This window comes from Pararhizobium sp. IMCC3301 (genome assembly GCF_030758315.1).
Lineage (GTDB): Bacteria > Pseudomonadota > Alphaproteobacteria > Rhizobiales.
In genome coordinates, this window is record NZ_CP132336.1 from 1,954,125 (window position 1) to 1,978,785 (window position 24,661).

24 protein-coding genes are annotated in these 24,661 nt (G+C 57.3%); 7 read left to right on the plus strand and 17 right to left on the minus strand.

Going from position 1 to position 24,661, the window contains the following annotated elements:
• Positions 1-39: 39 nt before the first annotated feature.
• From RAL88_RS09455 to RAL88_RS09485, 7 genes are all read right to left on the minus strand, one after another.
• Positions 40-1,281 carry an ABC transporter substrate-binding protein gene (locus tag RAL88_RS09455; protein ID WP_306269022.1) on the minus strand — a complete coding sequence of 414 codons (1,242 nt, stop codon included), beginning with the start codon at positions 1,279-1,281 and terminating at the stop codon, positions 40-42.
• A gap of 332 nt (positions 1,282-1,613) precedes the next feature.
• Entirely contained in the window at positions 1,614-2,027 is a 414-nt protein-coding gene (locus tag RAL88_RS09460) for a curlin (RefSeq protein WP_306269024.1), read from the minus strand.
• A gap of 231 nt (positions 2,028-2,258) precedes the next feature.
• Positions 2,259-2,657 (minus strand): curli-like amyloid fiber formation chaperone CsgH, encoded by a 399-nt coding sequence (gene csgH, locus RAL88_RS09465; RefSeq protein ID WP_306269026.1) that lies wholly within the window; start codon positions 2,655-2,657, stop codon positions 2,259-2,261.
• An 86-nt stretch (positions 2,658-2,743) separates the two neighbouring features.
• Complete coding sequence (locus tag RAL88_RS09470) at positions 2,744-3,175, minus strand: curlin (RefSeq protein WP_306269027.1); 432 nt, start codon at positions 3,173-3,175, stop codon at positions 2,744-2,746.
• 352 nt (positions 3,176-3,527) lie between these two features.
• On the minus strand, positions 3,528-4,739 hold the full coding sequence (gene uxuA / locus RAL88_RS09475; RefSeq protein WP_306269028.1) for a mannonate dehydratase: 1,212 nt from the start codon (positions 4,737-4,739) through the stop codon (positions 3,528-3,530).
• Between the two features lie 80 nt (positions 4,740-4,819).
• The gene (locus RAL88_RS09480) at positions 4,820-5,845 is read right to left on the minus strand and encodes a Gfo/Idh/MocA family protein (RefSeq protein ID WP_306269030.1); all 1,026 of its coding nucleotides are present in this window, start codon (positions 5,843-5,845) and stop codon (positions 4,820-4,822) included.
• Positions 5,838-6,890, minus strand: coding sequence for a Gfo/Idh/MocA family protein (locus RAL88_RS09485; RefSeq protein ID WP_306269031.1), 1,053 nt, complete (start codon positions 6,888-6,890; stop codon positions 5,838-5,840). Before RAL88_RS09485 ends, RAL88_RS09480 begins: the two co-directional genes overlap by 8 nt.
• A 126-nt stretch (positions 6,891-7,016) precedes the next feature.
• On the opposite strand from RAL88_RS09485, the gene RAL88_RS09490 reads away from it, so the two are divergent.
• The 3 genes from RAL88_RS09490 to RAL88_RS09500 are packed head-to-tail and all read left to right on the plus strand — an operon-like array spanning position 7,017 to position 10,529.
• Positions 7,017-7,784 carry a GntR family transcriptional regulator gene (locus tag RAL88_RS09490; RefSeq protein ID WP_306269032.1) on the plus strand — a complete coding sequence of 256 codons (768 nt, stop codon included), beginning with the start codon at positions 7,017-7,019 and terminating at the stop codon, positions 7,782-7,784.
• Complete coding sequence (gene uxaC / locus RAL88_RS09495) at positions 7,781-9,196, plus strand: glucuronate isomerase (RefSeq protein WP_306269033.1); 1,416 nt, start codon at positions 7,781-7,783, stop codon at positions 9,194-9,196. The genes RAL88_RS09490 and uxaC overlap by 4 nt, the downstream gene beginning before the upstream one ends.
• Position 9,197: 1 nt before the next feature.
• Positions 9,198-10,529, plus strand: coding sequence for a mannitol dehydrogenase family protein (locus RAL88_RS09500; RefSeq protein WP_306269034.1), 1,332 nt, complete (start codon positions 9,198-9,200; stop codon positions 10,527-10,529).
• On the opposite strand, the gene RAL88_RS09505 is transcribed toward RAL88_RS09500, so the two are convergent.
• The 6 genes from RAL88_RS09505 to RAL88_RS09530 all read right to left on the minus strand — a co-directional run bounded on the left by RAL88_RS09505 (position 10,516) and on the right by RAL88_RS09530 (position 16,695).
• Positions 10,516-11,520: an ABC transporter ATP-binding protein gene (locus tag RAL88_RS09505; protein ID WP_306269035.1), complete on the minus strand. Its 1,005-nt coding sequence runs from the start codon at positions 11,518-11,520 to the stop codon at positions 10,516-10,518. The two genes, RAL88_RS09500 and RAL88_RS09505, sit on opposite strands and share 14 nt — an antisense overlap.
• 41 nt (positions 11,521-11,561) lie before the next feature.
• Positions 11,562-12,626, minus strand: coding sequence for a Gfo/Idh/MocA family protein (locus RAL88_RS09510; RefSeq protein ID WP_306269037.1), 1,065 nt, complete (start codon positions 12,624-12,626; stop codon positions 11,562-11,564).
• A complete protein-coding gene (locus tag RAL88_RS09515) occupies positions 12,623-13,462 on the minus strand; it encodes a carbohydrate ABC transporter permease (RefSeq protein ID WP_306269038.1) in 840 nt (279 codons plus the stop codon). The genes RAL88_RS09510 and RAL88_RS09515 overlap by 4 nt, the downstream gene beginning before the upstream one ends.
• A 12-nt stretch (positions 13,463-13,474) precedes the next feature.
• Complete coding sequence (locus tag RAL88_RS09520) at positions 13,475-14,404, minus strand: carbohydrate ABC transporter permease (RefSeq protein WP_306269039.1); 930 nt, start codon at positions 14,402-14,404, stop codon at positions 13,475-13,477.
• Positions 14,405-14,484: 80 nt separating this feature from the next.
• Complete coding sequence (locus tag RAL88_RS09525; protein ID WP_306269041.1) at positions 14,485-15,744, minus strand: ABC transporter substrate-binding protein; 1,260 nt, start codon at positions 15,742-15,744, stop codon at positions 14,485-14,487.
• 51 nt (positions 15,745-15,795) lie between these two features.
• Complete coding sequence (locus RAL88_RS09530; RefSeq protein WP_306269042.1) at positions 15,796-16,695, minus strand: N-acetylmuramic acid 6-phosphate etherase; 900 nt, start codon at positions 16,693-16,695, stop codon at positions 15,796-15,798.
• Positions 16,696-16,891: 196 nt separating this feature from the next.
• Between RAL88_RS09530 and RAL88_RS09535 the strand changes: the two genes are divergently transcribed.
• The 4 genes from RAL88_RS09535 to nagA are packed head-to-tail and all read left to right on the plus strand — an operon-like array spanning position 16,892 to position 20,741.
• On the plus strand, positions 16,892-17,782 hold the full coding sequence (locus RAL88_RS09535; RefSeq protein WP_306269043.1) for a BadF/BadG/BcrA/BcrD ATPase family protein: 891 nt from the start codon (positions 16,892-16,894) through the stop codon (positions 17,780-17,782).
• Positions 17,783-18,562 carry a GntR family transcriptional regulator gene (locus RAL88_RS09540; protein ID WP_306269045.1) on the plus strand — a complete coding sequence of 260 codons (780 nt, stop codon included), beginning with the start codon at positions 17,783-17,785 and terminating at the stop codon, positions 18,560-18,562. It begins immediately after the preceding gene.
• Positions 18,559-19,590, plus strand: a complete 1,032-nt coding sequence (locus RAL88_RS09545) for an SIS domain-containing protein (RefSeq protein WP_306269046.1) — start codon at positions 18,559-18,561, stop codon at positions 19,588-19,590. The genes RAL88_RS09540 and RAL88_RS09545 overlap by 4 nt, the downstream gene beginning before the upstream one ends.
• Positions 19,587-20,741, plus strand: coding sequence for an N-acetylglucosamine-6-phosphate deacetylase (nagA, locus tag RAL88_RS09550; RefSeq protein WP_306269048.1), 1,155 nt, complete (start codon positions 19,587-19,589; stop codon positions 20,739-20,741). Before RAL88_RS09545 ends, nagA begins: the two co-directional genes overlap by 4 nt.
• A 43-nt stretch (positions 20,742-20,784) precedes the next feature.
• On the opposite strand, the gene RAL88_RS09555 is transcribed toward nagA, so the two are convergent.
• From RAL88_RS09555 to RAL88_RS09570, 4 genes are all read right to left on the minus strand, one after another.
• Entirely contained in the window at positions 20,785-21,963 is a 1,179-nt protein-coding gene (locus RAL88_RS09555; protein WP_306269050.1) for an MFS transporter, read from the minus strand.
• 74 nt (positions 21,964-22,037) lie between these two features.
• The gene (locus tag RAL88_RS09560) at positions 22,038-22,709 is read right to left on the minus strand and encodes an SGNH/GDSL hydrolase family protein (RefSeq protein WP_306269052.1); all 672 of its coding nucleotides are present in this window, start codon (positions 22,707-22,709) and stop codon (positions 22,038-22,040) included.
• A 29-nt stretch (positions 22,710-22,738) separates the two neighbouring features.
• Positions 22,739-23,692, minus strand: a complete 954-nt coding sequence (locus tag RAL88_RS09565) for an ABC transporter permease (RefSeq protein WP_306269054.1) — start codon at positions 23,690-23,692, stop codon at positions 22,739-22,741.
• Between the two features lie 2 nt (positions 23,693-23,694).
• The gene (locus tag RAL88_RS09570) at positions 23,695-24,657 is read right to left on the minus strand and encodes an ABC transporter permease (protein WP_306269056.1); all 963 of its coding nucleotides are present in this window, start codon (positions 24,655-24,657) and stop codon (positions 23,695-23,697) included.
• Positions 24,658-24,661: the final 4 nt, after the last annotated feature.

Consider the following 24,661-nt stretch of genomic DNA (forward strand, 5'->3'; position numbering starts at 1 on the left):
CAGACAGGGGAGGAGCAAGTCCTCCCCTGTCTGCAATTCCTAGTTCAGAAAGCCTTTTTCTTTCGCAGCGGACGAATAGGCAGCCTCGATATCCGCCAGTGTCTGCTCCGCGCTTTCATTGCCCTGCAGGAAATCGGCGATATTATCGCCGAGCGCAGTATGCAACAGGCCGTGATAGGGCAGCATCGGATACGAATCCGTGCCCATTTTCATCGCCGCAAACACGCCGTCATTCACTGGAGCCGGCTGATAGCCATCCAGCATCCAGACTGCCTGGCCCATGGTTTCCTCGTTCAGGATTTCAGGGCTGCTGCCGGTTTTCATGGCAAGGAATGTGGCAACCGCATCTTCCTCGGAAATGTTTTTGGCGACAGTCCAGCCGTCCCACCACAGGGTCGAGGCCGGGGCGGTTCCTCCACCGACAGTCAGAGGCGGGCCAACCTTGATATTGCTATAAACCTCTTCGGTGGCACCTTCGGCATCCATCAGCACGCCCATCCGCGAGCCCCACATATTCATCATCGCCATATTGCCGGCTTCCATTTCGGCATTGGTCGCGTTGGAATCATGGGTCAGGAAATCCGGATTCATATACGCGCTCAGCGCTTTCATCATCTCAAGCGTGGCGACGCCCTTTTCATTGTTGACCGATACTTGTGCAGTACCGGGTTTGTAGAATTCACCGCCATGGCCGATATACATATTGATGAATTCCTGGGCCAGGTTCCAGCCTGCCTTGTAGGCCCCGCCGATGGGATATTGCATGATGCCCATTTCGCGGATTTTCTCGGCAGCTGTCAGCATATCCTCGTAGGTCTTGGGCGGCTCCATGCCGATTTTTTCCATAATGTCCTGGCGATAGGCCAGGGTCTGCGCGTTCGCCATAAAGGCAACGGCCATGATTTTGCCGTCAATGGTGATCAGCCGGTTCTTGGCAATGTCCTGGCCGTATTCTGCCACCAGATCGTTGAGCGGGCGAATGACATCTTCATTGATCAGCGCCACGATGGAAGAATTGGCGATAATGGCCGTTGTGTATTCAGCCGGATTACCCTGCATGCCGGCAACATTGATCTTCTGGTGATCGGCGGTCAGATTCGCTTTCACCGCAACGCCGTCATCGGCGCATTTCATGGCATTCTTTGCGATGGTCTGAATGGCCGGAAATTCGTTGCCGACAATGCTGACACGGCCTTCGCTCACGCCGCATCCGGCATAGGCCGCCGTCGAGCCTGCAAGCATCAATGCGCCAATCACTGCGCCTTTCAAAATCATATTCATATGGTAGTTCCTCCCAAAACCTGGCTGTATTTGAATGCGCCGGTATCTGACTGGTGTATCAATGCCCGCCCTCCCGGCAGAAGGCAGAATACAAAAAGATACCTTAGCTAAAAGAAGTGTGACTCATTTTGCATACGAATGCAAGAATGCCGAATGAGAAAAATAAAATCTCTCCGAAACGGCGGTATTCTGCGCCTTTACAGGCTATGAAAGACGTCCGTGCGCACGCGCTGTGGGGAAAAACAAAAAGCGGGCCGCCGAGACTCTCCACGGCACCCGCTTGAATAATTGTCCTGATATACCAGCCGCTCACCGGCGGCGGAAGGCGCGGTTCACCATCCGAACTGGAAGGTTGCGCCGGTGCCGCCATTGCCGTTCTGCGCGACATTGCCATTGTTGTTTTCACCGAACTGGAACAGGCCGTAAGCGTTGTTGTTGCCGGTCTGTTGAACCGTTCCGTTATTGCCGTTGCCTTTCTGGTGCACAATTCCCAGATTGCCGCTTCCAGTCTGGGCGAGGCCGGCTGTATTGCCATTTCCGTTCTGGCCGATATGGCCGCCATTTTTGATGCCGTTTGCAATGCCGAAGACCAGCAATCCGGCACGCATGGCCTGTTCCTGTTTGGCATCATGGGGGCTGAGCGAGATCGATATCGAGCCTCCGGCCAAAGCCGGGGCGGATGTCAGAGCGGCAGCGGAGGCGATGGTCAGGGCTGCCATTGCAGTTTTCAGTGTTGAGCGTTTCATGGGTCTGTTTCCTCTCATCCGGTTTATTTTTTTAAAGCTCGAAACTCACCGGTTGGGTTTCGATAATCACACCATGCAACGCCGCAAATGAACGGTTTTGGAACCCGCCATTCATGTTCGGTTCACGCGTTCAGACGAGGGAAAAACAAGGAATTGTGCCATTCCGGACACAAAAAAGGGCTCCGCCGAATTGGAGCCCTTTCACGTTTGGAAGGTCGAAGTTCCACAGTTTCAGATGGCACCGCCAATGCGTTCCGCGCAGCTGAATGTGACACCGCTGACAGTGACTTCCAAGCTTGCATCATAGACGCTTCCCGCCGACAGCATCATCCGGCCGATCTCAACCGGTTCTCCGGCTTCTGCGGTAAAGTTGCTGCCCTGTGAAATATTGCTGTTGCCGGATTGGCCGGCGCTTTGCACCTTGAAACGGTACTGGCCGCTGATCGCGGTGTCGCTGTGGATCAGGCTTTCCAGCGTGATCATGCCGCGATTTTCCGTGCTGCGGATTTCACAACTGATCGGTTCATCAGACAGCGCCGCTGTATGCGCGCTGGCCAGGGCGATGCCGGTCAGGCTGAGAGCCAGAAGCGCAGCCGAGCCGGTGGCAAGATGTTTTGTTAATCTGGTCATGGAATTTTCCTTCTTCAAAAAGCAGGATGGCCGGGTGTCTGAAGACTGCCCGGCGCATCGAACTGTTTCAATTGATCCAACGAGGCCTATGGGCAGGTCTGGACAAACGCTGCCACGTTTCCGCTGCCGGCCTGGGAGACATTCGCATCGCAATTGTGGCCGACCTGAACACCCGCTGCGATGTTGCCATTGCCGTCCTGGGTCAGCACAGAGTTATGATCAGCTCCGAACTGACCAACGCCGGCCTGATTGCCGTGTCCGATCTGCAGCGTGTCTGCGGAATTGTTGACGCCGCTCTGGCCGGTCGCTGCAACATTGCCATTGCCGAACTGTTGGGAGATGGAATCGTTGAAGGCGCCATCCTGGAAAACACCGATCAAATTGCCAAATCCGCTCTGGCCGCCCCCGGCAGAATTGCCGAAGCCGAATTGTTCGATGTTGATGCCATTTGCCATAACAGGGGCTGAAAGGCTGGTGACGATTGCAACTGCTGTTGTGATAAGTGTGAGGCGTTTCATGGTTTCTCTCCTAGATTTAAGTTTTTTGGCAACGCCATTTGCTTGACGTTGAAAAAAATCTAGAAGGTCGCTCCGGAACCCTCCCTGAACCACTCGTTCAGAAATGGTTCATCTGGAAGAAAATGTGTCTTTTGACACATCATGGCTGAGAAAGCGGCGGAAATACTGGGTTTCTCGCACGTGATTTTTTTGCGTTAACTGCACGTTTTTTGACACTGGCCGGACTTCGGTTTGTTTTTTTTGGTCAAATGACTAGGTCCGGCGGCTCTTTCTTGCCGGAAATATCCGTGTCGTCAGAGTAAACGCCACGGATCTTGTCCTGCACAAATTTTGCGCAAATTGGCAGCTGTGGCTAATTATCGGGTGTATGATGTGCCGCCATAAGGCCGCGCAGTTCCGCCAGCCCCCGCATCCGGCCGATCAGCGGATACCCGGGCATGCCGCCACTGCCGATATCCTGCAGCAATTCCTGACCATGATCCGGCCGCATGGCAATGCTCCAGTCGGCCCGCCCGGCGGCCTTGCGCTTATCCTGTTCACGCATCAGCGCAGCAACCACGCCGGCCATATCCGTATTGCCTTCCAGATGTGCTGCTTCATAAAAGCTGCTGCGCTTCGGCAGTGACGGCTGTGTTCGACTGGTATTGCGCAGATGCGCAAAATGGATCCGGCTGCCGAGCCGCTCGACGAAGCCGGCTGCATCAAAACCTTCTGCAACGCCCAGAGAGCCGGTGCAGAAGGTGATGCCGTTGGCAGGACTGTCCACCGCATCCATGACATGGGCATAATCGGCCTCCGACGACATGATGCGCGGCAGGCCGAGCAGCGAAAACGGCGGATCATCCGGATGACAGCAGAAGCGCAGGCCAAGCTCTTCCGCCAGCGGGATGATGTCATTGAGAAAATCAATCAGATTGGCGCGCAGCTTTTCGGCAGTGACGCCGTGATATGTCTGCAGCAATGCAGCGATATCATCCAGCGTCCAATTATCATTGGCACCGGGCAGTCCGGCAACAATATTGTTCTGCAAAGCGGTTTTCTGCGCGTCATTCATGGTTTTGAACAGACCTTCCGCCTGTTCGGCAAAGGCCACCGGATAGTCCTGTGCAGCGCCTGATCGGCACAGAATAAACAGATCAAACACGGCAAATTCAAGCAGATCGAACCGCATCGCGGTGCCGCCATGGGCCATCGGTGCGCGCAGATCGGTACGCGTCCAGTCGAGGATCGGCATGAAATTGTAACACACGATCTGCAGGCCACACTCTGCAAGGTTGCGCATGCTCTGGCGGTAAGCTTGCAGATGGGCACGGAAATCTCCGCTGCGGGTCTTGATGGCTTCCGAGACCGGCAGGCTCTCCACCACTTCCCAGCGCAGACCGGACGCCGCGCCATTGCGCCGTGACGCAATCTCGCCCTGGCGTTTTTCGATCTCCGCCACCGGCCACACCGTTCCGGGCGGCAGATGATGCAGGGCGGAGACAACGCCCTCGACACCTGCCTGTAACAGATCATCCATCGAAATCGGGTCCAGCGGTCCGAACCAGCGCCAGGTTTGCAGCATGTTTGTGCCTTTCATCAGTTTCAGGCTGGCAACCAGCCATTGTAAATTAGATCACCTACCACAGTGATTTCAGCGCCGTGTCATAGCGAGGGATCCATCGCTTCATCGGCCAACATCTGTGCTTTAATGCCCAGTTCTGTCACCTTGAAGGCATGGGCCTGCGGCATGGCACTTTCGCTGCGCTGACGGATATCATTGGCAAGGTTCTGAAAATACGGATAGCCGGCCTTCGAACAGTCGATTTTCTCGCAACGTGAGCCATTGACGAGATAAAGGTGATCAATGCCCTCATCCTGCGCGATATCGACATATTTGCGCAATTCGATATAGCCTTCCGTCCCCAGAATGGTCAGCCGTCCGTCACCCCATGTCGGCAGCGCGTCGGGCGTATACCAGTCAACCCGGATATAGCCGTGGCCGTTCGGGCTGCGCAAAGCGATTTCGCCAAAATCCTGCAGACCCGGATCATCCGGATTGGCATAATTGGCAGCTGACGCCAGCGTGATTTCGGCATCATCGGAATTGGTGAAATATAAAAACTGGTCGATCTGGTGAGAGGCGATGTCGCACAGAATGCCGCCATATTTGTCGCGTTCAAAAAACCAGCCGGGGCGTGTTGCGCGGTTGAGCCGGTGCGGACCCAGCCCCACGGTCTGAACAACCTTGCCGATGGCCCCCTGCTGCACCAGTTCGGCAGCCTTGGTGACACTGGCAACCTCGAAGCGTTCGGAAAAATCGACCGACCAGATTTGGCCGGTGTCGGCCACTGTTTGTTTGATGTCAGCCAGCTGGCCGAGTGTGGTGCAGCCGGGCTTGTCAAGCATGACGTCTTTGCCGTGGCGCATGGCTTCAATGGCAAGCGCGGCCCTGTCCACGGGAATGGCAGCGATCAGAACCAGATCAATGGTGGGGTCCTCAAGCAGCGATCTTCGATCGGGCACACGCGGTGCTGCTGGAAAGCGTTTGACAAATCCATCCAGCGTTTCCGGCTCTCCCTTTGTCCACCAGCCCGCCAACTCGCCGCCGACCGCAAGCATGTTCTCGATCTGGCCGTAAATATGCCGGTGATCAATGCCGATTGCGGCCATTCGGATGGCGTCAGTCATCGATCAACCCCGCTTCCATGAGAATACATGCGGATTCGGTGTCTGCTGACCGGTTGATGGCATCAATCAGGTAATGCACGGCCAGAGCCTCGCGGCCCGGCGCCAGTGGCGGCCGCCCGCTGCGTATTGCGTTGGCGAAATCCTCAATCATTGTCTGATGCCATTCATGGGTAAAAGCCATCGGGTCGGCTCCACCGCCGGTGGCCATATCCTCGCCCGAGACCTCGTGCCGCCCATCGCGCCAATCCAGCTCCAGTTTGCCGGATTGCAGCCGGGCGGACACCTCGTCGCAATGCAAGGTGATCGATTCAGCGCGTCCGGGATAGCTCGCTGTGCTGGCCATCAGGGACCCGATCGCGCCATTGCCAAAGTCCAGTCCGGCGGAAACGAAATCTTCCGCTTCCATGTCGTGGAATTTACTGCGGCGGGTCATGGCATGGACAGTGATCACCGGACCGGTAAAAGACAGCGCCAAATCCAGGGTATGAATAGCCTGGGAAATCAGCACGCCGCCGCCGTCGCGCTTGTAAGTGCCGCGTCCCGGTTCATCATAATAGGATTGAGGACGCCACCACGGCACCGCAATCTCCACCACCCGGATGGGGCCGGTTGCGCCTGAATCGATCAGCGCTTTCAGTTCTCTGGCTACAGCTCTGGCGCGGTGCTGGAATACAATTCCGAGCGTTATCCCGGCCTCTTCGCAGACCTTGACGAACCGGGAAGCTGCTCTCGAGCTGCGCTCAATCGGTTTTTCCAGAAGAATGTGTTTGCCGCCCGCCACAAGCTGGTGAAGGATCGTGTCTCTGGCATTGGGCGGTGTCGCGACAATTGCAAAGGCGATCTCGCTATCCTCTGCAATCTCCTCGACAGACTTGTAGCGGCGCAGGGACCCATCATCCTCGGGCAAATATTCGGCTACGAATGCGGCGACTTTTGTTTCCGAGCGGCCATAGACACCGCGCAGATTCAGGCCTGCTGTACTGGCCTGTATCGCCTTCACATGGGTGGCAGCCACCATCCCCAGACCGATCAGCGCAATATTCATCGCAAATCCTCCCACACAATTGCCGCGCCCGATACTCCGTCTCAAGCGGCAGAATATATCGCCAGCAAACCGGTTGTGCAATCTTTGTATACCGGTATACTCTAGAATGACAAGAGGGTCGGGGCCATGAAAGATGACAAATTAATGCCTGCGCAAAGCCAGTCGCCGGAAGCACCGGCGCGCGCGATCAAATTTCCCGAAATCGACCCGGAACGGCCGGCCGGAGTTCAGATATTCGTGGCCTTGCAGACCATGATCCTGTCCATGGAACTGCCGCCCGGCCAAGCCCTGCCGGAAGCTGATATCGGTGCCAGATTTGGTGCCAGCCGGACCCCGGTGCGCGAGGCTTTGCAGCAATTGCGCCAGAGCGGACTGGTCACCACCCGGCCGAGCCGAGGCCATTTCGTCACCAAACTGAATACCGGCAAGATCCTCGAGGCCCGTTTTTTGCGCGAGGCGCTGGAAGTCGCGACTGTCGGCCGGTTGTGTGAGGCCGGCTTGCCCAACCGTTTTGCAACACTATTAAAAGACAATCTGAAACAGCAGAAAAAGGCAATCAAGAAGCGCACCACTGCAGAATTTCGCCATCTTGATGATGAGTTCCACCTGAGCCTGGCACGGGCCACGCTGTTTCCGCGTATCGCTGTTGTTCTGAGCCGCGAAAAGATGCTTCTCGATCGTCTGCGGGTGCTGGCGCTGCGCAGCAAATCCCACCAGAAACAATTGCTGAGTGAGCATCACAGCATGCTGGATGCGATCATCGCAAAGGACAAGACAACGGCTGTCAACATTACCAGAATACATCTCAGTTCGGTGCTCGACACCTTGTCCGATCTGGCGGCAATGCATAAAGAGTATTTTGACCATGACGCCGTAACAATGGAACATTCATGACCAGCAACCCCACCGGCAACTCCTCTGGCAACCCCTCCGGCACCGTTCACCTGCCTCCGACTGCCGATACGATCTATCAGCATATTCGCGATCTGCCGATTGTCTCGCCCCATGGCCATTGCGATCCGGCCTGGTTCGCCGAAAACAGCGCCTTTCGCGATCCGGCGGAACTGCTTATCATTCCCGATCACTATGTGTTTCGCATGCTTTACAGCCAGGGCGTGCCGCTGCAGGATCTTGGCATTGGAGTTGATCCGGACATCCGCGATCCGCGACGCATTTTCCAGATTTTCGCGCAGCATTGGGACCGCTTTCTCGGCACCCCCAGCCGGCAATGGCTTGAACACACATTTACCCATGTGTTTCAGATTTCAGAGCCGCTGACAGCCCAAACCGCCGACTATTATTACGATCTCATTGACGCACAGCTTAAAACACCGCAGTTCCGGCCAAGAGCCTTGTTCGAGCGCTTCGGCCTGGAGCTTCTCGCCACCACCGATGCCGCGCTCGACACCCTGTCGCACCATCAAAAGATCCGCGCCAGCGGCTGGCAGGGCCGCATTATCCCGACATTCCGTCCCGATACAGTGCTCAATCCAGCGGCCCCCGATTTTGCCGCCCATATCCGCCAGCTGGGCGAATTGACCGGAGAGGATACAGCTTCTTTTGCATCTTATCTAAATGCGCTGCGTCAGCGCCGTGCCTTCTTCAAGTCGGAAGGTGCCACCGCCACCGACCATGCCATTACCACCATTCACACCTGTGATGTCCCGGATACCGAGATGGCAACGCTGCTGCGTCAGGCGCTGCAAGGTCCTTTGAGCCATGCCGACGCCACCCGGTTTTACGGCCGGATGCTGATTGAAATGGCGCAGATGTCCGTCGATGATGGTCTTGTCATGCAGATTCATGGCGGCAGCAGCCGGTCCACCAATGCGGCGCTGTACCAGCGTTTCGGCAACGATATGGGCGCGGATATTCCCATTGCGGTCGATTGGGTCAATGGTCTGTCGGCCCTGCTCAACCGGGTTGGCAACGATCCCGCTCTGAGCCTCATCCTGTTCACACTCGATGAAACAACCTATAGCCGCGAACTGGCACCGATGGCCGGTCACTGGCCGGCCCTGCGCCTCGGACCACCCTGGTGGTTCCATGACAGTCTGAACGGCATCGCGCGCTATTTCGACACAGTGGTCGAAACCGCCGGGTACTGGAATCTGGCCGGGTTCAATGATGATACAAGGGCCCTGCTGTCCATTCCCGCGCGCCACGATTTGTGGCGGCGCGGCGCGGCGCTTCATCTTGGCGGACAGATTTCGCGGGGCCTGTTCGGCCTGTCGGACGCATTGGATATCGCCCGGTTACTGGCCCGCGATCTGGCGGTGGACGCCTACAGACTGAAGGATCTCTGACATGAAACAAATCGTGCATTTCGGCCCCGGTAATTTTCACCGGGCCCATCAGGCCTGGTACACTCATCTGGCCAACCAGCAGACTGACACGCAATGGCGGATCATCGCAGTTTCCCTGCAAAGCAGCACGGCGCGCGATCAACTCGCTCACCAGGATTTTGCATATACGCTGGTGATCAACGGCGAAGGGCCCACCGACTTTCAGCGTATTTCAGTGCATGACAGGATTCTGGTTGCCCCGGAAAGCCCGGATTCCGTGCTCGATCTGATCGCCGATCCCCAGACAACAATTGTCACTTTGACAGTGACGGAAAAGGGCTATCATATTGACGGCCCAACAGGCCATCTCAACACAGAGGATCCAGACATCGCCGCTGAGCTGGCGGGCGGCAACCCCACTACAGCGATAGGCTTTCTTGCGTTCGGACTGCAACGACGAAAGCAGAACGGCGCGGCACCGCTGACGATCATCAGTTGCGACAATCTGTCTTCAAACGGTGATACCCTGCAACAAATGGTCCGCGAATTTGACCGCCATGCAGATCTTGGCCTTGCATCCTATCTGGACTCATCGGTGAGATTTCCCGGCACCATGGTCGACCGCATTACCCCGGCCACCACGGACGGTTTGCGCGCCGAGGTATTGCGGGAAACCGGCTGGGCGGATCGGTCCCCTGTCGCCACGGAAGCCTTTTCGGAGTGGATTATCGAAGACAATTTCGCCGCCGCCAAACCCGCATGGAACAAGGTGGGCGCAGAATTTGTCGAAGATGTCTCCCCTTATGAGCTACGCAAACTGCGCCTGCTGAACGGGCCGCATTCCTTCCTCGCATATGCCGGCCTGTTGACTGGCCACATTTATGTTCATGAGGCAATTGACGATGCAGTGTTGCGCCAGGCCGTGGAAGAGTTGATGCTGGAAGCCACAGCCACACTGCCGGCCCGCATGCAAGCCGATGCGCCGGATTATTGCCGCAAACTCATTGCACGCTTTGCCAATCCCGCTCTCAAGCATGAACTGGCGCAAATTGCCGGGGATGGCAGTCAGAAACTGCCGGTACGCATTCTTCCGGTAATTTCCGAACGCAGCAAAAAAGGCTTTGACTCGCCGCGCGCCTGCGACGCCATCTCGCACTGGCTGGTTCACATTTACCAACGCAGCAGCGCCGGGACGAAGATTGTTGATCCGCTGGCGCAGAAATTCGCCGCCATGCTGCAATCCACCTCCGACAGGCACGAGATATTTGCAGCGATCTTGAATACGCTTTCGCCCGGTCCGGATATTGATCAGACAAGAATCCTCGATCGTGCCGGGGAAATTATCGACGCATGACAATGCCATCGCGGTCGAAGCGGTACACCCGGTCCGGCTGAAATCTGGCAGCAAGTTTTGCGTCGATGGCAAAATCATGCTCGCCGAACAACCGAACCGCCAGCAGACCCGCAGCACCGCAATCGAGGAACAGATTGGTGTCTGCACCCAGATGCTCGACATGGGACACCACACCTTCCACATCGCCCCCCTCGGAGCCGACCGAAATATGCTCTGGACGGATGCCGAGCGTGGCCGCGCTCGTATCTCCTACAACAGCCGCATCAATGAAATTCATTTGCGGCGAGCCGATGAAACCGGCGACAAATCTGTTGGCCGGATGATTATATAATTCCATCGGTGAACCGATCTGCTCCACCTTTCCTGCATTCAGCACCACAATCCGGTCGGCCAGGGTCATGGCTTCGGTCTGGTCATGGGTCACATAAACCATGGTCGCGCCCAGTTCCCGGTGCAGCCGGGCAATCTCCAGCCGGGTATTGACCCGCAGCGCCGCATCCAGATTGGACAGCGGCTCATCAAACAAAAACAGTTTCGGCTTGCGCACAATCGCGCGGCCAATGGCAACGCGCTGGCGCTGGCCACCGGACAATTCGGCAGGCCTCCGCTCCAGATAATCTTCCAGCGACAGCATCCGCGTTGCCAGATCGACCCGCTGGACAATCTCGTCTCTGGGGGTTTTGGTCTGTTTCAGGCCAAGGCTCATATTGTCCCGCACCGACAGATGCGGATACAGCGCATAGGTCTGGAACACCATCGCAATTCCGCGATCCGTCGGCGGTTTGCCATTGACCACTTCATCGTCGATTCTGATCGTCCCGCCGCTGGCATCCTCCAGTCCGGCGATGGTGCGCAGCAGCGTCGATTTTCCGCAGCCTGACGGGCCGACAAAGACCACGAATTCGCCATCCGCAACTTCAAGATCGATGCCGTTGAGAACCTCGACCGAGCCGAATTTCTTGGAAATGTCGTTTAACTGTAATGAGCCCAATATCTTGCTTTCACCCCTTGGATCATTTGGTTTGCGTGGACCTACAACCGGATTTCCCGGCCACTGCGGATGCTTTCATCCGCCGCCATGCAGATCCGCAGCGACTGCACCGCGTCCTGCATATGCCGGGACAGATCGATATCTTCACAAATCGCTTTCAGCACAAAGGCTTGCTCCCGGTCGCAGAGCCCCTGATGATCCGGCTCATCTTCCATGGAAAGAAGCCGGTCAGGGGCAGAAAACCGCCCGTCAGCGTCGGTTTGGCCGCTGTGAATGCGGATTTTCGAAGTTCTTGTATGGGTGTCGATATCATCGGATCTGGCGCCTTCATCCATGACAATCGAGATGCTGCCATTCGGCGAAATGATGTCTTTCACGAAAAATGCGGTTTCCGACATCATTGGCCCCCATCCGGCTTCATACCAGCCCACGGACCCATCATCGAACATCACCTGAAAATGCCCGTAATTATACATGTCGGGGGCGATTTCCTCTGACAGCCGCAGGCCCATGCCGCGCACCTGCACCGGCTTTGCATCGGTGATCTGGCACATCACATCGACATAATGCACACCGCAATCAACAATCGGCGACATCGTCTGCATCAATTGCTTATGGGTCTGCCAGGTCGCGCCGGAAGATTGCTGGTTGAGGTTGAGGCGGAACACGAACGGCCCACCCAGCGCCCGAGCTTCTGCGATCAAGGTCATCCACGATGGATGGTGCCGCAGAATATAGCCAATCACCAGTTTGCGGCCGGTGGCCTTTGCTGTGTCCGTCACCCGGATGGCATCGTCCACCGTGGTTGCAATCGGCTTTTCCAGAAACACATGAGCGCCCGCCTCCATCGCCGCAATCGCATAGTCGGCATGGCTGTCGGAATAGGTATTGATCGACACCAGATCCGGTTTCAACGCGGCAAGCGCTGCCGCAAAATCCTCATAAAACGGATAGGCTGTCAGGTCTTCCGGTAAATCGACTTTCGACCGGTTCACAAGTCCGATGATCTCAAATCCCGGATTGCTGTGATAGGCCAGCGCATGGCTTTTTCCCATATTGCCAAGCCCGGCGACCAGCACCCGGACCGGTTTTCCGCTAGTGTTCATTTGACCGCTCCTGCAGTAATGCCCCGGATCAGTTGCCGGGAGAAAATCAGATACAGCAGCAGCACCGGAACAATGGCCAGTGACAGCGCCGATAGGATGGCGTTCCAGTTGGTCACAAACTGACCGATGAACACCTGGGCCCCGAGCGTGATCGTCTTGGTTTCCTCGGCCGGCGCCAGAATCAGCGGAAACCAAAGATCGTTCCAGATCGGAATCATGGTGAACACCGCAACCGTTGCCATTGCCGGGCGCACCAGCGGCAACACAAGGCGGAAGAAAATCCGGTATTCGCTGAGCCCGTCAATACGGCCGGCATTTTTCAGATCGTCCGACACCTGCTGCATGAATTCCGACAGGATAAACACTGCAAGCGGCAAGCCCTGCGCGGTGTAGACCAGCACCAGGGCGGTCAGCGTATTGACCAGCCCGCTGGCGACCATCAATTGCAGGATCGCCACTGTGCCAAGCCGGATCGGGATCATGATGCCAAGCGCCAGATAGAGCCCCATCATCCGGTTGCCGCGGAAGCGGTATTCAGACAGCGCAAAGGCGGCCATCGCACCGAACAGCAACACAAAGCTCAAGGACAACACCGTGACGACGAAACTGTTCTGGAAATACAGCAGAAAATCGCCCTGTTTCAGAACCGTTTCATAGCCGACAAGGCTGAAGCTGCTTTCGTTGGGCAGCGCCAGAGGTTCACGGAAAATCGCTTTGCGCGACTTGAAGGAATTGATGACGATGACAAACACCGGAAACAGCGCGATCAGCGTATAACTCATCAAAATGACATGAGCTGCGACGGATTTCCCAACAGAGCTTCTGGCTGATTGCATCGCGCAGCGCTCCTAAAACTGATAGCGGCGAAGCCGCGTCTGAATGCCGAACAGATAAATGCACACGCCGATCAGAATAATCACGAACATGGCCGAGGCGATCGTCGCCCCCATATTCGGATCGCCCAGTTGTAGCTGAAAGCCAAAAAAAGTGCGGTACAGGAAAGTGCCGAGAATATCGGTGGCGTAATTCGGTCCCGCCAACGCACCTTGCGCCGCATAAATCAGATCGAAGGCATTGAAATTGCCGACAAAGGTCAGCACCGAAATAATGCCGATCGAGGGCAGAATAAGCGGCAGCTTGATTTTCCAGAACTGCGCCATGCCGGTGATGCCATCGCATTCCGCCGCTTCCAGAATTTCATCGGGGATCGACAGCAGAGCTGCATAGATCAGCATCATCGGAATTCCGACAAACTGCCAGACCGAGATCAGCGCCAGAGTGGTCAGAGCATAGGCCTCCTTGCCAAGCCATGGCTGGAACAGGCTTTTCAGACCCACCGCATCCAGCATGTTGGGGGCAATGCCCCAGATCGGGCTGAGTATAAGTTTCCAGGCAAAACCGACAATTACGAATGACAGAATCGTTGGAATGAATATTGATGTGCGGTAAAATCCGCTCATCCGCAGACGCGGGCTGCTCAGCAGCGCTGCCAGCAGGATACCAATCGGATTTTGCACCAGCATGTGGATGACGAAAAACCAGGCATTGTTCTGGAGCGCGTTCCAGAAACTATCGGACCAGCGCTGATCGCCGAACAAGGTGGTGAAATTCTCCAGGCCGACAAACACCTGCTGCTGCTCGACATCGCGAAACAGCGACAATTGCAACGTGCTGAACAGCGGCAGGATCATGATCGCGGTATAGACCAGAACGGCAGGCGCCAAGAACACCGCTATATGCCAGCGAAACGGCCTTCCTGGGTAAGTTGCCTGTGTCATGTCGCCTGTCTCTGTGCCGCTTGCCGTGTTGCAAAAATCCGGGCCGCATCAGCGGCCCGGACCAGATCATCAGTGGTCAGTTACATTTGCGGCTTGTACCAGCTGGCAAGACCGTCCTGAAGCCGCGCAGCGGCATCTTCAGGTGTTTCGGTGCCCTTGATCACATTGGCTGATGCATTCCAGGTTTCATTCTCCAGGTTTGGCGTGCCACGCGACAGGATCTGGTAGGTTGAACGGATCGTGGAGTTGCATTCGCCACGCCAGGACACAAATTCCTGAGCCAGCGCATCGTCCATCGCCACATCATGTTTGGACAGCGAGAAGAAGCCCGGCAGTGAATTCGCATACAGATCGGCAAACTCCGACGACGCAACCCAGTTGAGGAAGGTTTTTGCCGCTTCCGGATTTGGTGTTTTTGGATTCATGCCGATAGCAATGTCTGTGTGATCGGAAATATAGCATTCGTCGCCAGCTTTCTGCACCGGCGGATAGAACGCTCCCATTTCAAATTCGGCAAGTTCGTTGAAACCGGAGATTTCCCACGATCCGGCAGGATAGATCGCGGCACGGCCGAGGGTAAACAGGTTCTGACTGTCGGGATAGGTCTGTGCTTCAAAGCCATCGCCCAGATAATCCTTCCATTTCGCCAGTTGGCGGAACGGGCCGATCCAGTCTTCATCGGTCAGCTTCTGATCGCCCTTGATCAGCGCCAGTCGGCCTTCTTCGCCTTTCCAGTAATTCGGACCGACATTGTTGTAGCCCATGGTTGCGGCTTCCCACTGATCATTGGTGCCCATGGCCAGCGGAATATAATTGCCGTCTTGCTTGATTTTCTCGAGCGCGGCGAAGAATTCAGCTTCCGTTTTCGGCACGTCCACGCCGACTTCAGCAAAGGCGTCCTTATTGTAGATGAAGCCGTGAATCACCGATGCCATGGGCACACAGAACGTCACCGAACCATCATCGGTGCTCCAGCCGGATTTGGCGACGTCACTGAAATTTGCCATGCCTTCCAGATCCTGAAGCGCGGCCAGTTGGCCTTTTTCATAAAGGCTCAAGGACGCATCGAATGGCCGGCAAGTAATCAGATCGCCCGCTGATCCTGCTTCCAGTTTGGAGTTCAAAACCGCGTTGTATTCCGCCGGTGCCGATGGCGTGAAATTGATCTTGATACCGGGATTTTCCGCTTCAAACGCCGGGATGATCTTGTCCTGCCAGATCGACAGATCGTCATTGCGCCAGCTTTCAATCGTCAGCGTCACGTCCTGGGCAAAGGCAGATCCCGCCGTTACCGCCACGCAGGATGCCAGCAGCATCCGTTTCAATAATTTCTGTGTCATTGTGTCGTCTCCTCTGTGTCGACGCTGATGCGCGCCTTGCTGTTAAGATTTTCAAGACTGCTTCAGATGCTGCAGCGCCGGCCGCAACATCTCAGCGGACGCGGCCAGCATTTGCCGCGCCTGCTCTGGATCAGGTGCCCCTGCCGCCAGCAGAATGGCAACTTTCACCGATCCGTCCGCTGCTTCCAGATAGCGTTCCGCCTGCTCATGAGTGCATTGTGAAATTGCACACACGATCCGGTTTGCGCGCTGCTTCAGCTTGGCATTATCCGCTTTCAGATTGACCATCTCGCCATCATGGACATGGCCGAGCCGGATGGCCATCAGGGTCGAAATCATGTTGAGCGCGATTTTCTGGGCGCTGCCCGCGCCCATCCTTGTGGAGCCGGCGATAATTTCCGGCGGCGTCGAGAGGTGGATAGCAATGTCCGCTTCATCAAGCAGCGGCGCTGGTGCATTGTTGGCAACGGCGATTGTGGCCGCGCCGGATGCGCGGGCGGTGCGCAGAGCTGCCAGCGCATAGGGCGTCGTGCCGCTGGCGGAAACGGCGATGATGCAATCATCCGGTCCCACACCTGCCGCCGCGACATCACGTCGTGCCTGATCCGTATCATCTTCCGGCGCGCCGGCAAGAGCGGGGAGATTATTCATGCCACCGGCCAGCAAGATCACCACACGGTCCGGCGCAATGCCGAACGTTCCCGGCAGCTCCAGAGCATCGGCCATCGCCATCAGGCCGGAACTTCCGGCCCCGGCGTAGATCAGCCGGCCACCGGATGACAGCGCTGTGGCTGCTGCCTCGGCAGCACGGCATAAAGCGGGAAAACAAGTGCTGACACACCGGGCCGCATCAAGTTGCCCGCGATGCAGAATGGACAGAACCTCAAGCGGCGCGCGCAAATCCAGCGCCTCAGCCTGATTGCTTGAATGTTCTGTCGCCTGCAGCGGCATATCTGAATCCTCCCGCCTCGTATAATGCCAAAATAATACCAATTGTCCATAGCGACTTTCTCGAAGCCGTTAACCATAAAGTTTCGATAAAATTTTTATCAAATGTTTTCAGATATTTAGATGTTACAAATAAAATATGAAAAAACCACTTGGTTAATGGTATTATATTGGTATGATATCTCTACAGGAGGATCGGGTGGCGCTTTTTGTTGGAATTGACGGAGGTGGGACCGGGTGCCGGGCTCTGCTGTGCGATGCATCCGGCGCTCAACTTGGCAGCGGCAAGGCCGGTTCGGCAAACATCGTGTCCGATCCCATTGCTGCGCGCGAGCATATTCTGCAGGCGACGCAGTCGGCAATCGAAGACGCCGGATTGTCCGCCTCTATCATTCCCAACTTGTCGGCCTATCTCGGTCTTGCCGGTGCCAATGTCGACAATGCCGCAGCCCGGTTCAAAGCCCAACTGCCGTTCCGGCAGAGCCATATCGCATCCGATGCAGTGATTGCCCTGGACGGCGCGGTTGGTGAAGGCGACGGGGCGGCAGCGATCATCGGCACCGGATCGGTATTTATTCAGCGCAAGTCCGGAGTTATATCAACCAAGGGCGGTTGGGGATTTGCCGTCAGCGATCTGGCGAGCGGCGCGAGGCTTGGCAGGTCTCTGCTGGAAACATCGCTGCTTGCCCATGAACGCATCCGCCCCGCTTCCACCGCCACAAGGACGATCATGGAGCGCTTTGCCGGCAATCCACAAACGCTTGTGGAATTTGCCCAGGCCGCAAGCCCGGCCGGGTTCGGCACATTCGCACCGCTAGTGTTTGAACTTGCCGGCCAGAAAGACCGCAACGCAATTGCGATCATCGGCAGAGCGGTCAACGCCATTGAAGCTGTTCTGCAATCCATGGAGCTGGCGCGCGATTACCCGTTTTGCATGCTGGGTGGGGTCGGCCCGAATTATACGCCCTATCTCAGCCCGCACTACCGCAAAATGGTCCGGCCGCCGCTTGCCAGTGCCGTCGAGGGTGCTGCCGCACTTGCGGTTCGCCATTTTGCCGGACCACCACCAGATCAGGGCGGAGCCGGTTGAATGGAAACCTCTGTCGCCGCTTTGTTGCAGCGTGAAAACTGGGTGCGCGAACGCGGCGGCCCGCTCTATCTGCAACTTCGCCAGCATCTTGAAGAGGCAATCCGCTCCGGCAAACTGGATGCCGGGCATCCGCTGCCCTCGGAACGGGAAATTGCCCAGATCACCGATGTCTCCCGCGTCACCGTGCGCAAGGCGGTTCAGGAGTTGGCACGTGATGGGCTGGTGGTGCAAAAACAGGGGTCCGGCACATCGGTCGCGCCGCTTGGCGAGCGGGTTCAGCAATCCCTGTCGCAACTCACCAGCTTCAGCGAGGACATGGCGCGGCGTGGTCTGACCGTGCGCTCGACCTGGCTGGAACGCGGTCTGTTTTCACCCTCGCCAAAGGAAACCATGGTGCTTGGCCTGTCGGCCAACAGCCTTGTCTCGCGGGTGTCGCGGTTGCGCATTGCCGGCGACGTTCCGCTTGCCATTGAACGGGCGGCTCTGGCACCCGATTTTCTGCCCGAACCGCAGCGGATAGGCCATTCCCTGTATGAACATCTGGCACGGTCCGGCAACAAGCCGGTGCGTGCCATCCAGCGGATTTCCGCCAGTATACTGGAAGGCGAGGATGCGGAACTGCTGCAGGTTCCGGCCCGCACCGCTGCGCTCAACATCGAACGCGTATCTTATCTCGCCAGCGGCAAAACCGTCGAGTTTACCCGGTCGGTCTATCGCGGCGATGCCTATGATTTTGTAGCCGAACTGACCATCGGCGATGATACCGGAGAGAATGCATGACCACAGCACCGACTAAAATGGCCCTGGAAATCCAGGAAATCCCGGATGCGTTGCGGCGTCTGCTCGGCGGCTCGAGAGCCCGCATTGAGGCGGCTGCCGACGAATTGCGCCGCGCCGATCCCCAGGTCATAACAACGGTTGCCCGCGGCTCGTCCGACCATGCCGCCACCTATCTGAAATATGCCATTGAATTGCTCGCAGGTGTGCCGGTCGCCTCAATAGGCCCCTCGATTGCTTCAATTTATCAGGCCCGGCTCAAACTTCAGAACGCCGCCACTATCGCCATTTCGCAATCGGGAAAATCGCCGGATATCGTGCAGATGGCAAAGAGCGCCAGGCAGTCAGGTGCTGTTTCGATCGCGATGACCAATACGCCGCACTCGCCGCTGGCCGATGTCAGCGCCCATGCCATCGATATCGCGGCCGGCCCGGAACTCAGCGTTGCCGCCACCAAGACCTTTGTCTCGTCGATCACTGCAGGCCTTCTCCTGTTGGCCTACTGGCAGCGAAATGATGCGCTTCTGGAAGCCCTTGACCGCTTGCCGGACCAGGCGGAAGAAGCTATCTTCTGTGACTGGACAGCCCTGAATGACCGGCTTTACAACGAAACATCCTTGTTCATTCTGGGACGCGGCCCGGCGCTGGCAATTGCCAGTGAAGTTGCCCTGAAATTCAAGGAAACCTGCCAGATACATGCCGAGGCCTATAGTGCAGCCGAAGTCATGCATGGTCCGGTTTCAATCGTCGGATCGGGTTTCCCGCTGCTCGGCCTGGCAGCGCGGGATGCCGCCGAACAGCCGGTTGTGGATGTCTGCGAAGCATTGGCCGGTCAAGGCGCCAGTGTGTTTCTCACCTCCGCCCAGGCACGGCAAGCCGTATCATTGCCAAGTATCGCCACCGGCCATCCGCTGACAGACCCGATGCTGTTGATCGTCAGTTTTTACGCCTTCATCGAAAAACTGGCACGCCAACGCGGTCTTGATCCAGATGTTCCGCGCAATCTGAGGAAGGTCACGGAAACCATATGAGCCGCATCGACGCCTATTCCGGAGCATCCATCTTTGACGGTGAACAACGCCGCGAAGGCGCTGTTCTTCTTGTGCAGAACGGACAGGTTCTCGGCGTGGTTCCCGAGGCCGGGATTCCGCCGGACTGCACCCAGCATATCCTGGATGGCGGCCTGCTGGCACCCGGTTTTGTCGATCTGCAGGTCAATGGCGGCGGCGGCGTGCTGTTTAATGAGCACCCGGATGTTGAGGCGATCGCCACGATATGTGCCGCCCATGCTCCGTTCGGCACAACCGCGCTGCTGCCGACACTGATCACCGATACGCCGGAAATCCGCGACGCGGCACTGCAGGCCGGTATTGCAGCGGCAAGGGCGGAACAACCGGGCTTTCTCGGACTTCACCTTGAAGGGCCGCATTTGTCGGTTGCCCGCAAAGGCGCTCATGATCCAGCACTGATCCGCCCGATGAATGACACAGATCTGACCTGTATCAAACAGGCCCGTCAATCATTGCCCTTTCTGATGACCACGGTCGCGCCAGAATCTGTCACCAATGCACAGATTGCCGCGCTTTCGTCAGCCGGTATACTGGTCAGTCTTGGCCACACTGAAGCCAGTTTCGACACCGCCGCTGCTGCCGCCATCGCCGGCGCGGGCGCTGTGACTCATCTGTTTAATGCCATGAGTCCGCTGGGCCACCGCGAACCCGGTCTGGTGGGTGCAGCGCTTCACACGGAAAGTCTTTCTGTTGGTCTCATAGCCGACGGCATTCATGTTCATCCTGCGGCAATTTCAATTGCACTGGCGGCAAAGCGCGGACCGGGGCGGATATTCCTCATTACCGACGCCATGTCGACGATTGGCACTGACCTGCAATCCTTTAGCCTCAACGGGCGCACCATCCGCCGCGAAGGCGGCAGGCTGGTGCTGGAGGACGGCACCCTGGCAGGTGCCGATCTGGATATGATCTCCGCTGTCCGCTTCATGGTTCACACCGTCGGGGTGGAACTCGACGAAGCCCTGCGCATGGCATCTCTTTATCCGGCGGCATGTCTTGGTGCCGATACGCTGCACGGCCATCTGAAGCCGGGCGCGGCAGCCGATATGATCCATCTGGATGAAGCGCTGGATATCAGATCCGTCTGGTTGCGTGGCCGTCCGCTGGACTGATTGCATGCAGATGCAGCGCACCGAAACCTGCCTGCACCAAGCTTTAAAGTATCGACCGCAGCCGCAACATTGCCACGCAGCCGAACAGCGGGCCGAGCGCCAGCCCTGCCAGCACAAGCGGCCAGCCGAATGCCGTCGCCAGCATCGGCGTCACCTGCACGGTGACAATCGTCAGGGCAAAGCCGAGGGCGGTTTGAAAGGTCATCAGACTGCCGGCCTGTTCCGGAGCTGAGTGATCGGCGACCAGCGCGGAGAACTGGGCGGAATCCGGGATGATGCTGATGCCCCAGATCACGACGATGACAAAGGTCAGCCAGGCCGGGCCGCCAAAGGTCAGCGCCGCCGCCAGCGCGGAACTGCCGCTGACCAGCATCGCAATCAGCGCGACCTCGGCCTTGCCGATCCGGTCTGCCACCAGCCCGGTCAGCACGCTGGCGAGGCCCCCGGCGGCAATCGCTGTAAACGCGGTGATTGTGGCAAGCCTGACGGCCTGGTCTTCAGGCATGGTCAGCGCATAAGAGGTGGCGCTCGCCAGCCCGATCCAGGCCCACATCGCATACAATTCCCACATATGGCCAAGATAGCCGGCATAGGCCAGACGCACTCGCCGGTTGGTCCAAGCCGTGGCGATGACCTGCGGATTGAAGCGCGGCGCAACCGCGTGATACGGTCCCAGCGAGACCAGCAGACAGAGCAGCCCGCCCAGCACTGCCGCCAAAGATACCGCCACCACCGTGCCGTGCCAGTTCGCCCCGCCGGCCAGAGCCAGAAGATGCGGAAAGGCCGAACCCAGCGTCAGCGCCGCAATCAGCGCTCCGACCAGAAAGCCGCGGTCCTTCCGGCCCCATCCGACGACGATTTTCATGCCCACCGGATAGACCCCGGCCAACAGGGCACCAGTGAAAAACCGCGCCATAATGGCCGATGTGCTTCCAGGCGCGGACACCACAAGGCTCAGATTGACCAGTCCGGCCAGCACTGCCGAGAGCGCGAAAATCCGTCTCGGGTCAAACCGGTCCGCCAGTCCGAAAAACGCCACCACCAGCGCGCCCACTACAAAGCCGGCTTGCACTCCGCTTGACAGAGCGGCCTGTCTGAGGCTGGAAATATCGGCTTCCCGGATCATGTCCGGCAGAATCGCCGAGGACACGAACCACAGCGACATGCCCGCCACTTCGGCAAGCAGCAACAGGCTCAGCGAGCGAAATCGGGAATTCGGCAAATGAGAACTTTCAGGGTCTGCAGACAATCAGACCCTGATCTTATCGAAGCGCGACCGGATAGCAATGCAGCAAGTCAGGCAGGAACCTGCTGCAGAATCTCTTGCACTTTGCCGGCAATGGCTTTGCCAAGATCGGCATTATTCTGCGCCGTGAAGTGAATGCCATCAACACCATCAGTGGTAATGAAATCACCGGCATTGAGGAAGTCTACCTTCATGAAATCCGCCATATGCCGGTATTGCTCGCCAAGCTCCGCGGTTTTTTCATGGCCACCGCCAAACATGCCCTGAAAGAAGGGATGCGGCATCGGCGTTAATGGCGGCGGTGCGACGATCAGTGTTTTGGGTGCCGGATAGGGCGTGCCGACGCCGCCGGCGCTGGTGGCAATCTGGCCGACAAGTTTGGCCATGCCATTGGCAATTTCATAAGGCGTGCGGCGGAAGAAGGATTTCGTGTCATTGGTGCCGAGCATGACAATCACAAGATCAAGCGGCAGATGGCTGGCAAGCGCCGCCGGCAGATAATGACTGCCATTGAGGCGCGGATCATTGGGATCATCAAGACTGGTGGTGCGCGCGCTCAAACCTTCCTCAATGATGTGAAAGCCGTCCCCCAGATGAGAGGCCATGACACCGGCCCAGCGCTGTTCTAACGGATAGCGGTAGGTGGGTGCTCCCTCTGCGACCGGGATCCAGCCCCAGGTCAGAGAATCGCCGTAACACAGGATAGACTTTTTGTCGGACATGGCAGGTTCCTTGGTACAGGTTTGATTGGTCAGGATTTGGCGGATCGAACGCCGTAGAAGATCGCGGCCAGCAGGATGATCATCCCCTGTGCCACCAGTTTGCCCGGATCATCGATCCCGAAGGTGGTCATCACCACGAACAGCAGAGCAAACGACAGCACGCCAAAGAACGGGCCGGAGACACCGCCCTCACCGCGCCCGAAAACAACACCGCCGAGAATGGTTGCGGCCACCGCCAGAATTGGCAGATCAAGCCCGACACGCACACTGCCCACAGCAATGGAGGCGGTTTGTACAAGGGCTGCAATACCGGCAATCAGCCCGGCCAGTGTATGCGCCAGAATAACGGTTCGCTCCACCGGCACGCCGGAAAAATGCGCGGCCTGCGCATTCTCGCCAACCGAACTGACATAGCGACCAAACACCGTCCGCGTCAGAAACACAGCCATCAGCACGCTGAGGAAAACCCAGAACAGCACCGGGGTTGGGACCGACCAGAATTTGGTGTTGTAAATATCACTGAAGATCGATGGCACATCACCAGGCGGCTTGCCGCTCGACAGGAATTGCACCAGCCCGATGAGAATGATGCTGACGGCAAGCGTTACAATCACCGCAGAGACGCGGCGCATGGCGACCATATAGCCGTTGAACAGGCCGATACCCGTCCCGATCACCAGGGCCATCGGCACGAAAAACCACAGCGATGCGCCGGGAAACACGCTTGATGAAATCAGATAATTGATCAGCAGAATGACGCCGCCGCCGGACAGATCAATCGAGTTGACCCGCATCACCAGTTGCTGGGCCAGCACCAATATGCCGAGTGGGGCGACCTGCCGGATAAAGATGCCCATGATGTTGACATTCAGCATATGCGGACGGGAAATCCACAGAATGATCAGCAGAATGAGAAACACATAAATTGCCGGTGGCACGCGTAAAAGGCGCTGCAGAGAGCCTGCGTAAATTGCATTGGCCATCTTCAAAGCCCCATCCGTTTGCGCGACTGGAAGGCAACAACGAAGACCAGAATGGCCCCCTTGATGGCCGTCTGAACAAAGGGCGAGATATTGGCCAGGTTCATGCCATTGGCGAGCAGAGCCATAACCATAGCCCCGATCACCGTGCCATGCAGACTTCCCACACCGCCGGACAATTGCGTACCGCCAATGGCGACAGCGGTGATGGCATCAATCTCAAAGCCAAGACCGACATTGGGATCTCCAGAGACAATCCGCCCGGCCAGAAACACGCCTGCCAGAGCGGCGAAACAGGAACAGGCCATATAGGCCAGCAGAATATTGCGCTTGTCGGCAATGCCGAAATTATGTGCCGCATCCGTTGTCCCTGAGGCAATTCCGCCGCCGATGGCAAACAGATGCAAACCATAACGCGAGCCGTGCAAAATCTTCCAGGCAACCAGAATGACAAACAGGCCCCAGAACACCGGCAGCGGCACACCAAGAAAACTGCCCGCCACAGCGGAAATCACGATATCGGGTACTGTGCCGCCGGAAACCGGACGCAGCGTTCGGGTGATGCCGAGGAGAATATATTGCATCGACAGGGTGGCAATGATCGGGTGCACATTGAACCGTGTGACGACAAAGCCATTGGTAAAGCCGATCAGCGCGGCGAGCAGGAACACCGCCGGGATCAGGATAAAGCCTGGTCCCTCCAGGGCCAGAATTGCGGTGGTAAAACTGATCACCGATCCGACTGACAGATCCAGGCCACCGAGCAGGATCACAAACATCTGCCCGATCGCGGCGATGATCAGCGGCATCGCCTGAGCCACCAGATTGTAAAGGTTCTCGGCGCTGAAGAACTGTTGTGTCTGAATACTCAGAACCACGGCAAATACGATAAAGCCAAGCAGCGGCAGCAACCACATTCCCTGGCGTGAGTTCTGCCCGGTGAGCATTTGTCTGATGGTCAGTCTCATATTC